At 50.9% G+C, this 9,078-nt stretch carries 8 protein-coding genes and 1 pseudogene; 3 read left to right on the forward strand and 6 right to left on the reverse strand.

From position 1 onward, the window contains the following. The 6 genes and pseudogenes from rho to gpmI form a co-directional block, all read right to left on the reverse strand. Nucleotides 1–1,281: pseudogene (gene rho / locus Q0413_RS07450) on the reverse strand (transcription termination factor Rho); the annotation flags it as partial. A gap of 61 nt (nucleotides 1,282–1,342) precedes the next feature. Beyond that, nucleotides 1,343–2,281: an acetyl-CoA carboxylase carboxyl transferase subunit alpha gene (gene accA, locus Q0413_RS07455; protein WP_297881080.1), complete on the reverse strand. Its 939-nt coding sequence runs from the start codon at nucleotides 2,279–2,281 to the stop codon at nucleotides 1,343–1,345. Continuing rightward, a complete protein-coding gene (locus Q0413_RS07460) occupies nucleotides 2,281–3,498 on the reverse strand; it encodes a beta-ketoacyl-ACP synthase II (RefSeq protein ID WP_298988362.1) in 1,218 nt (405 codons plus the stop codon). The genes accA and Q0413_RS07460 overlap by 1 nt, the downstream gene beginning before the upstream one ends. Nucleotides 3,499–3,516: 18 nt before the next feature. Continuing rightward, nucleotides 3,517–3,753 carry an acyl carrier protein gene (gene acpP / locus Q0413_RS07465; protein ID WP_005873350.1) on the reverse strand — a complete coding sequence of 79 codons (237 nt, stop codon included), beginning with the start codon at nucleotides 3,751–3,753 and terminating at the stop codon, nucleotides 3,517–3,519. A 68-nt stretch (nucleotides 3,754–3,821) separates the two neighbouring features. Next, on the reverse strand, nucleotides 3,822–4,565 hold the full coding sequence (gene fabG / locus Q0413_RS07470) for a 3-oxoacyl-ACP reductase FabG (RefSeq protein ID WP_298988363.1): 744 nt from the start codon (nucleotides 4,563–4,565) through the stop codon (nucleotides 3,822–3,824). A gap of 101 nt (nucleotides 4,566–4,666) precedes the next feature. Beyond that, a complete protein-coding gene (gene gpmI / locus Q0413_RS07475) occupies nucleotides 4,667–6,133 on the reverse strand; it encodes a 2,3-bisphosphoglycerate-independent phosphoglycerate mutase (protein ID WP_298988364.1) in 1,467 nt (488 codons plus the stop codon). Between the two features lie 198 nt (nucleotides 6,134–6,331). Between gpmI and mraY the strand changes: the two genes are divergently transcribed. The 3 genes from mraY to murD all read left to right on the forward strand — a co-directional run. Then, a complete protein-coding gene (mraY, locus tag Q0413_RS07480) occupies nucleotides 6,332–7,396 on the forward strand; it encodes a phospho-N-acetylmuramoyl-pentapeptide-transferase (protein WP_298054009.1) in 1,065 nt (354 codons plus the stop codon). A 1-nt stretch (nucleotide 7,397) separates the two neighbouring features. After that, complete coding sequence (locus Q0413_RS07485; RefSeq protein WP_298988365.1) at nucleotides 7,398–7,922, forward strand: hypothetical protein; 525 nt, start codon at nucleotides 7,398–7,400, stop codon at nucleotides 7,920–7,922. Then, nucleotides 7,919–9,078: UDP-N-acetylmuramoyl-L-alanine--D-glutamate ligase (murD, locus tag Q0413_RS07490; RefSeq protein ID WP_298988366.1), on the forward strand; the 1,160-nt coding region annotated here is incomplete at its 3' end. The genes Q0413_RS07485 and murD, both read left to right, overlap by 4 nt.

Raw genomic sequence — 9,078 nt, forward strand, 5'->3', positions numbered from 1 at the left:
AGCATCTTGGCGTATAAAAATTTCAGCGCCTCGACGTCGTCCATCGTCGAGATAGCCGAGCGTAGCGCCCAGATCTTTTGCAGATTTTCGCTGCCTTGCAAAAGCTCCTCTTTGCGCGTGCCTGACTTGGTGATATTGATCGCGGGGTAAATTCTACGATCCGAGATATTGCGATCGAGGATGATCTCGCTGTTGCCCGTGCCTTTGAACTCCTCGAAGATCACGTCGTCCATTCGCGAGCCGGTCTCGATGAGTGCGGTAGCGACGATGGTAAGCGAGCCGCCGTTTTCGATGTTTCGCGCCGCACCGAAGAAGCGCTTCGGCTTATGCAGGGCGTTTGCGTCCACGCCGCCGCTTAGGACTTTGCCGCTGCTAGGCGTGACGGTGTTGTAAGCGCGCGCAAGGCGGGTGATGCTATCGAGCAGGATGACGACGTCCTTGCCGTTTTCGACGGCGCGTTTTGCCTTTTCGATGACGAGCTCGGCAACGCGAACGTGGTTGAATGCGGGCTGATCGAAGGTCGAGCTAAACACCTCGCCGCGCACGCTGCGCTCCATGTCGGTCACCTCCTCGGGGCGCTCGTCGACTAGCAGAACCAAAAGCTCGACCTCGGGGTGGTTGCGCGTAATGCCGTTGGCAAGCTCCTTCATAAGCTCCGTTTTACCGCTACGCGGAGGCGCCGTGATGAGCCCGCGCTGTCCCTTGCCGATCGGGGTGAAAAGATCGAGCACGCGACCGGTAAGGCGCATAGGATCGTATTCGAGCTTGAGCTTTTCGGTCGGGAAAAGCGGCGTGAGATTGTCAAATAACGGGCGCTCTCTGGCTTCTTGGATCGATCTTTAAAAGCGCATAGTACTTCTCCTGATCCTTCGGCTCGCGCACCTGGCCCGTGACGATGTCGCCGACGCGAAGGGCGAATTTGCGGATCTGGCTGAGGCTCACATAGGCGTCGTTGGCGCTGTCGCTTAAATTTGAATCTATGCCGCGCAAAAAGCCATAACCCTCGGCGGTAACCTCCAAAATCCCCGTAAAAAGTATGAAGCCGCCCTGCTTCGTCTGCATACGTAAAATTTCAAAAACGAGCGCTTGGCGGCGGAATTCGCGCGGATTCTCGACGCCTAGCTCGTCTGCTATAGCGATGAGATTTTCAAGATCCATCGAGCGGAGCTCCTCGATCTGGTAGCCCTCGACGGGAACGTGCGTTTTGGCGTAAGTTTTTCTGCCGTTTTGATTAGAATTTGAAACGGCGGTCTGAGCGGAATTTTGATTTGTATTTTCCATTTGTCCTCTTAGAGTGTGAAGTTATTAAATTTGGTTTTAAAAAAGTCGCGAAATTTAAAATTTAGTTTTCTTTATAAGCACCGAACCTTAAAATTTTTTGTTGCCTTCTACTAATTAGCTCGTCTATGCTAAGATCGTCTAGCTTGTGCAGCTCGGTTAAGACGTAGTTTCCAAGCGCTTTTATCGCGCCGTCTTTATCTCTGTGGGCGCCCGTTTTAGGCTCTTTAATCACGTCGTCGATCAAGCCCAGCTCTTTTAGCTCCTCGGCGGTGATTTTTAGCGCCTTCGTAGCGGCCTCGCTCTTGCTCGGATCGTTCCACAAAATCGCGGCGCAACCCTCTGGAGAGATAACCGAAAAAATTGAGTTTTGAAGCATCGCCAGCCGATCAGCTACGCCAATAGCCAAAGCTCCGCCGCTGCCGCCCTCGCCTATAACGACGGCGATCGTAGGGGTTTTAATATCGCTAAGCTCATATAGATTTCGCGCGATTGCTTCGCTTTGACCGCGCTCCTCGGCACCAAGTCCCGGATATGCGCCCGGAGTGTCGATCAAAAACAAAATAGGAAGGTTAAATTTTTCGGCGAGTTTCGCTACGCGCAGCGCCTTGCGATAGCCCTCCGGATGCGGCATACCGAAATTTCGCTTCAGCTTGTTTTTGGTACCGCGACCCTTCTGCTCGGCGATCACGGCGATTTTGCGATTGCCCATAATGCCTAGATAGCACACGATCGACGGATCGTCTCTAAAGGCGCGGTCGCCGTGAAGCTCCCTAGCGTCTTGCAAAAGCGCACGAATATAATCGATCGCGTAAGGGCGATCCGGATGGCGCGCAAGCTGAAGCCTTTGGTATTCGTTTAAATTCTTATAAACTTTAGAAATTTCTTTTTCGAGGTTCTTATTTAAAATTTCGACCGCGTCCTCATCGCCGCGAATTTTAGCGGCGGTGATGTCCTCGTCGATCTGCTTTATAGACTTTTCGAAGTCCAGATAGCTAGCCATTAATCTACTCTTTTGAAAATAAGCGATGCGTTCGTGCCGCCGAATCCAAAATTATTGCTCATGACGCAATCGAGTTTGGCTTTTCTAGCGACGTTTGGCACATAGTCCAAATCGCAATCTGGATCTTTTGAAATTTGATTTATCGTAGGCGGTATGATGCCGTTTTGCATCGCTAAAAGGCTGATCGCAGCCTCTACCGCTCCAGCAGCGCCTAGGCAATGTCCTAGCTGGCCCTTGGTGGAGCTGACCGCAGGCACCTTGCCCTCGCCAAAAAGCTCTTTTAACGCCGCGGTTTCGTTTTTATCGTTTATCGCGGTGGACGTTCCGTGGGCGTTGATATAATCAATCTTCGGGCGTCCCGCCATCTCGTAGGCCTTTTTCATAGCGCGGATCGGTCCGTCTAGGCTAGGCGAAGTGATATGATAAGCATCGCCGCTAGCGCCGAATCCTACGAGCTCGCCGTAAATTTTAGCGCCGCGCGCTTTTGCGTCCTGCAGCTCTTCTAAAACTAAAGCCGCCGCGCCTTCGCCCATAACAAAGCCGTTTCGCTCCGCATCAAACGGACGTGAAGCGTGCGCAGGATCGTCATTTCTAGCACAAAGCGCCTTCATCGCAGCAAATCCACCGATACCTACGGGACAAACCGCAGCCTCGGCTCCCACTGCGAGCATCTTTTTCGCTTCGCCAATCATGATAACTCTCGCAGCGTCCATAATCGCATGCGCAGAAGCCGCACAAGCCGTAACGCTGGATAAATTCGGGCCTTTTAAGTTGTAATATATTGAAACAAAGCCGCCGAGCATATTTACTAACGCAGAAGGGATAAAAAACGGAGAAATTCGCCTAGGGCCGCGCTGCAAGCAGGTATTGGCATTTATCTCAATATTCGGTAAACCGCCTATACCGCTAGCCGAGCTAACGCCGAATTCATCGCTATCAAAGCTACTAAATTTAGCGTCATCCATAGCTTCGCCCGCAGCTTTAAGCCCGAGTTGGATAAATCTATCCATCTTTTTTATCTCTTTTCCATCCTCGATTATGCTCGAAGGATCGAAACCTTTTACTTCAGCTGCAATTTGAACCGGAAATTCGCTAGCGTCAAAGAGCGAAATTTTATCAACCCCGGTTTTTCCGTTACAGATATTTTCAAAACTGCTCTGTTTGTCAAGCCCGAGAGAGGTTATCATCCCGATGCCCGTTACTACGACTCGTTTCAAAACCGCTTCCTTAAAATTTTATTTCTTAGGCAAATTTTCTATATAATCTACTACGTCTTTAATGCTTACTAATTTTTCAGACTCGCTATCTGGGATCTCGATACCGAATTTCTCCTCTAAAGCCATTACTAGCTCAACTACGTCAAGAGAGTCCGCGCCCAAATCCTCGATAATTTTAGAGTCAAGTTTAACCTGATCCGGGCTAACGCTGAGTTGCTCTACAACTACGTCTCTTACATCTTCAAATACTGCCATTTTAGCACTCCTTTAAAAAAATACCGCGTAATTTTATAATATTTAACCTTAAATTCCGCTATTTAACGCTACATATAGAGCCCGCCGTTGATTTTAAGCGTCTCGCCCGTAATGTAGCCCGCGCCGTCGCTGAGTAAAAACGCAACTCCTTCGGCAACGTCGCTCGTGCTTCCGAGGCGCTTAAGCGGGATGCTCGCTTCGTAGCTTGCCTTTACGTCGTCGCTTAGCGCATCCGTCATATCCGTAGCGATGAAGCCCGGAGTTATGCAATTAAAGCGGATGCCGCGCGCCGCGCCCTCTTTTGCAAAGCTCTTACTCATCGCGATCATTCCGCCCTTGCTCGCGCTGTAATTGACCTGCCCGGCGTTGCCCATTTCGCCGACGATCGAGGCGATATTTACGACCGCGCCGAAGCGCTTTTTGCTCATTAGCTTTAGAGCTTCGCGGCAGCCGATGAAGGCGCTACTTAAATTTGCTTCGATTACGCCCATGAAGTCTTCCAGCTTCATCCTAAGCGCGAGTTTGTCGTTCGTGATGCCCGCGTTATTTACCAGATAGCTTAGCTCGCTGTCGCTTTGCGCGATCAGGGCAATCGCCTCGCTAAATTCCGCCTCGTTCGTCGCGTCAAATTTTATCACGGCGCCCTCTCCGCCGTTTGCGCGGATCTCCTCTAGCAGCGCGTCGGCAGGCTCTGGGCTTGAGCGATAATTGATCCACGCCTTAAGCCCGTAGCCCGCCAAAGTCCTTGCGATCTGCGCGCCGATACCGCGGCTCGCGCCGGTGATTAAAACGTTTTTTCCACTAAATTTCATACTTGTCCTTTTATTAAAATTTTAATTTCTAGCGTAAATTTATCCAAATTTACCTAAATTTTAGCAGTTTAAACCTGCTCGCGAGCTGCGCCGTTTAAATTTCAAAATAGCGCCTCATCCATCTCCGCGGGTTTCGGTAGCCCCATTAGCTTTAGCACGGTCGCTGCGACGTTGCTAAGCCCAAGTCCGCTTTTTAGTTCACGCACGCCGCGCCCCAGCACAAAGCAAAATACGTCAAAGGTCGTGTGGTTGGTTAAAATTTCGCCGTCAGCGTCTCGCATCGCCTCGCAGTTACCGTGATCGCTAATCTGCACGTAGGCGTAATCGTGCGCCTTCGCCGCGCTTAAAATTTTACCAATGCACTCATCCACCGCTTCGACCGCCTTTACCGCGGCGTCGTAATTGCCCGTGTGGCCAACCATATCGCCGTTTGCGAAATTTACGACGATGAAATCGATCCCCGCTTCGATGCCGCGAATCACCGCATCGCACACCGCAGGCGCGCTCATCTGCGGCTGCTCGTCGTAGGTTTTTACTTTCGGGCTTGGGATTAGCACGCGAGTTTCGTTCGGCAGCGGCTCCTCGACGCCGCCGTTAAAGAAAAATGTCGCGTGCGCATATTTTTCCGTCTCGGCGGTGTGAAGCTGCGTAAGACCGGCTTCCGCGATCACTTCGCAAAGCGTGTTTTTAAGCACGGGCTTCTCAAATAGCAGAGGAAATTTAAAGCTCGCGTCGTATTCGCTCATCGTGATTAAATTTTGCACGACGAGCTTTCGCTCAAATTCGCCGAAGCCCTCATCGCCCAAAGCCGCGCAAAGCTCTCTAGCGCGATCGTTTCTAAAATTTATAAAAATCACTCCGTCATCCGCGCCGATACCGCTAAAGCCGTTAAAGCTCGCAGGCTCGATAAACTCATCGCTCACGCCGTGCTCGTAGCTTTGTAGCACATACTCGCTAGGCGAAATTTCAAGCGGCGCCGCTTCACCCAAAAGCACGTCGTAAGCGCGCTTCACGCGATCAAAGCGCTTGTCGCGATCCATTGCGTAAAAGCGCCCGCACACGCTAGCAACTTTAAATTTAGCCTGTAGATGCTTTAAAAATTCTACCCCGCTACTCGGCGAAACGTCGCGCCCGTCGGTGATAGCGTGCGCCCATGTCTCGCAACCCGCATTTTGCGCTATCTCGCAGATCGCGTCGAAATGGCGCAGATGCGAATGCACGCCGCCGTCGCTGTAAAGCCCTATGACGTGCACTCTGCGGCACTTTGAAAGCAGGCTTTGCAGCGCTTGGTTTTTCTCAAGCGAGCCCTCATCGATCGCGCGATCGATTTTGACTAGGTTTTGATACAGAATTCTGCCGCTTCCGATCGTCATATGCCCTACTTCGCTGTTTCCCATCTGTCCTTGCGGCAAGCCCACGGCAAGCCCCGAGGTGCGCAGCAGCGTATTCGGAACGTTTTTAAAAAGATAATCATAGGCGGGCTTTTTCGCGTTTGCAAACGCGTTAAATTTATCGCTCGCGTTAAAGCCGATGCCGTCGGTGATAAGTAAAATCGTCTTTTGCCCCATTTTGGCTCCTAAATTTCGTCTAAATTTCGCTGCGCAGGTCTTTTAAAGCAGGTCTGCGGCGCTGTTTTTACGAGCGGCATTATACTTTCTTTTGGCAAATGCGACAAAATTTCATCCGCCCTAAAAGCTAAATTTTACCTCTTTTATACTAAAATGCGCATTTTCATATAAAATTTCATAAAATTTAAAAGGCAAACTTTGTTTTATTATCTCTATCATCTTACGAATATAAATTTTTTCCAATACATCACCGCGCGCGCAGGGCTTGCGTTTTTTATCGCTTTTTGTTTTTCGGTCTGGGCTATGCCGCGGTTTATCCGCTGGGCGCAAGCCAGACACGCTGCGCAGCCCATCTACGAGCTCGCGCCGCAAAACCATCAGAAAAAGAGCAAAACCCCAACGATGGGCGGGCTCGTTTTCGTTACCGCCGCGGTGCTCGCAAGCCTGCTGTGCGCCAAGCTAAACAACGTCTTCGTGCTATGCGGACTGCTTTGCTTGGTAGGCTTCGGCTACATAGGCTTTAAGGATGATATCTCTAAAATTTTAGGCCGCCAAAACCACGCAGGCCTTAGCGCGCGGGCTAAATTTGCACTGCAAAATTTCTTGGCCTTTCTGATCGGGGCGACGCTTTATGCTTTTAGCGATCTGGGCGGGGAATTTTTCGTGCCGTTTTTCAAATACCCTCTGCTAAATTTATGGATCTTCGCGCCGCTGTTTTGGACGATCGTGATAAGCGCTAGCTCAAACGCGGTAAATTTAACCGACGGCCTGGACGGATTAGCAACCATTCCGTCGGTATTTTCGCTCTGCAGCTTGGGCGTATTTGCCTATCTTTGCGGGCATGCGATCTACTCGCAATATCTCTTGCTACCGCGCGTCGCGGGCGCGGGCGAGGTCTGCATCATCGTCTCGGCGCTGATCGGCGCGCTGCTTGGGTTTTTGTGGTTTAACTGCTACCCCGCCGAAGTCTTTATGGGCGATAGCGGCAGCCTCAGCGTGGGCGCGTTTTTAGGATACTGCGCGGTCATCACGAAAAACGAAATTTTACTCATAATGATCGGCTTCGTCTTCGTCATCGAAACGCTCAGCGTGATCTTGCAGGTGGGCAGCTTTAAAATTTTCAAACGCAGAATTTTCCTGATGGCGCCGATACATCACCATTTCGAACTTAAAGGCTGGGTCGAAAACAAAATCATTATCCGCTTTTGGATCATCGCGCTGATCGCAAATATCATAGCGCTGACGTCGCTGAAACTGAGATAAAATGCGAGCGCAGATTGAACCTGATTTCGAAACGGCGCGCGAAAGGTATGGCGAAATTTTAAAGCAAATTTTAGCCTACACGGCTTACTGCGACGATAACGGCGATCCTGACGGCGCAAAATACCGCGAGCTAGAGGCGACGCTACACGAAATCACGGGCAAAGATATGAGTAAATTTGATCTTTGGGAGTGGTGGGAAGCGGACGGCGCGGAAAATTTGGCTTTCGATATCGCACTACCGGAGCCGCAATTGGTGCCGGATATCACAAAGGACGAACTGCGCGAGATCGTGGAGCGAATGAGCACTTTTGAGCCGCGCGAGACGGGAGATGCTTTTTTAGACGCTTTTTACTACCGTCCTAATTTTGCCGCAGACGGCGGATATTTTACCGAGTTTTTAAAATTAAATTTTAAGGATACTTACGATCCGCGGCTTTTTGAAAGATGCGATAGAAGCGGCGAAATTGCCGAACTTAGCGCCGATGAGATAACGCAAATTTTATGGGGCGAAAGGGGAGAAAAATGAAAAAATCGCTATTTGGCTACGGGCTTACGACCAGAGCGATCGCCGAGCACTGCCAAAAAGACGGCGGCTGGGAGATTTACGACGATAAATTTGAAATTTCTTCTGGCGCGCCGAAGCTGGACGAGTTCGGCAACGCGCTTTTAAACCCGAGCGAGTTCGATCCCGCCGCAAGCGAGCTTGAAATCCCAAGCCCGGGCTTCCCTCCGCATCACGAGCTGGTGCGAAAGGCACGAAATTTAATCAGCGAATACGATTATTTTGACGATTACGAAGGTCTTAAAATTTGGATAAGCGGCACGAACGGCAAGACCACGACGACGAAGATGATGCAGCACCTGCTCGAGCGATACGGCTCGCAAATGGGCGGTAACGTGGGCGTTCCGCTTGCAAAGCTTGATAAAAGCGCCAAAATTTGGGTGCTGGAGACGAGCTCGTTTACGCTGCACTACACCAAGCACGCGTGCCCCGACATCTACGTGCTGCTCGCAATTACGCCCGATCATCTCAGCTGGCACGGCGATTTTGCGGAGTATGAGCGCGCCAAACTCTCGCCGCTACTAGCGATGCGCGAAGGCTCCGTGGCGCTGATCCCGCGCGTCTACGAAAGCTCTGCTGCCGCGCAAAATAGCCTATCTCGCATAATCTGCTACGAGGACGAAGCGGATCTGGCGCAAAAATTCGGCATCGATTTAGGCGAGATAAAATTCCGCACGCCCTTTTTAATCGACGCGCTTTTGACGCTGTGCGTGGAGAAAATTTTATTCGACAGATGCGACGCCGCGCGACTGAACGACTTCGTGATCGAGGGCAATAAGCTCGAAGAGCTTACCGACGCGCGCGGCAGGGTCTGGGTCAATGACACGAAGGCCACCAACATCGATGCGTGCGCGCAGGCGCTGAAGCGATACGCGGGGCGCAAAATACATCTAATCCTCGGCGGCGACGATAAAGGCGTGGATCTGCACCCGCTTTTTGCGGAGTTTAAAAAATACGATCTGCAAATTTACGCGATCGGCTCAAATACCGATAAAATCATGTTTTTATGTGACGAATACGGACTTTCTTGCGTGCGCTGCGAAATTTTACAAACCGCAGTGAGCGAAATTTCGAAGCGGTACCGAGATGCGGACTTTAAAAAAAGCGGCGCAAGCGAATT

This window comes from uncultured Campylobacter sp. (genome assembly GCF_938045465.1).
Classification (GTDB): domain Bacteria; phylum Campylobacterota; class Campylobacteria; order Campylobacterales; family Campylobacteraceae; genus Campylobacter_B.

Bases quoted from the DNA above. Each gene is read 5' to 3' on its own strand.
- accA (WP_297881080.1), bottom strand. From the start codon at position 2,281: ATGGCTAGCTATCTGGACTTCGAAAAGTCTATAAAGCAGATCGACGAG.
- acpP (WP_005873350.1), bottom strand. From the start codon at position 3,753: ATGGCAGTATTTGAAGATGTAAGAGACGTAGTTGTAGAGCAACTCAGC.
- fabG (WP_298988363.1), bottom strand. From the start codon at position 4,565: ATGAAATTTAGTGGAAAAAACGTTTTAATCACCGGCGCGAGCCGCGGT.
- gpmI (WP_298988364.1), bottom strand. From the start codon at position 6,133: ATGGGGCAAAAGACGATTTTACTTATCACCGACGGCATCGGCTTTAAC.
- Q0413_RS07485 (WP_298988365.1), top strand. From the start codon at position 7,398: ATGCGAGCGCAGATTGAACCTGATTTCGAAACGGCGCGCGAAAGGTAT.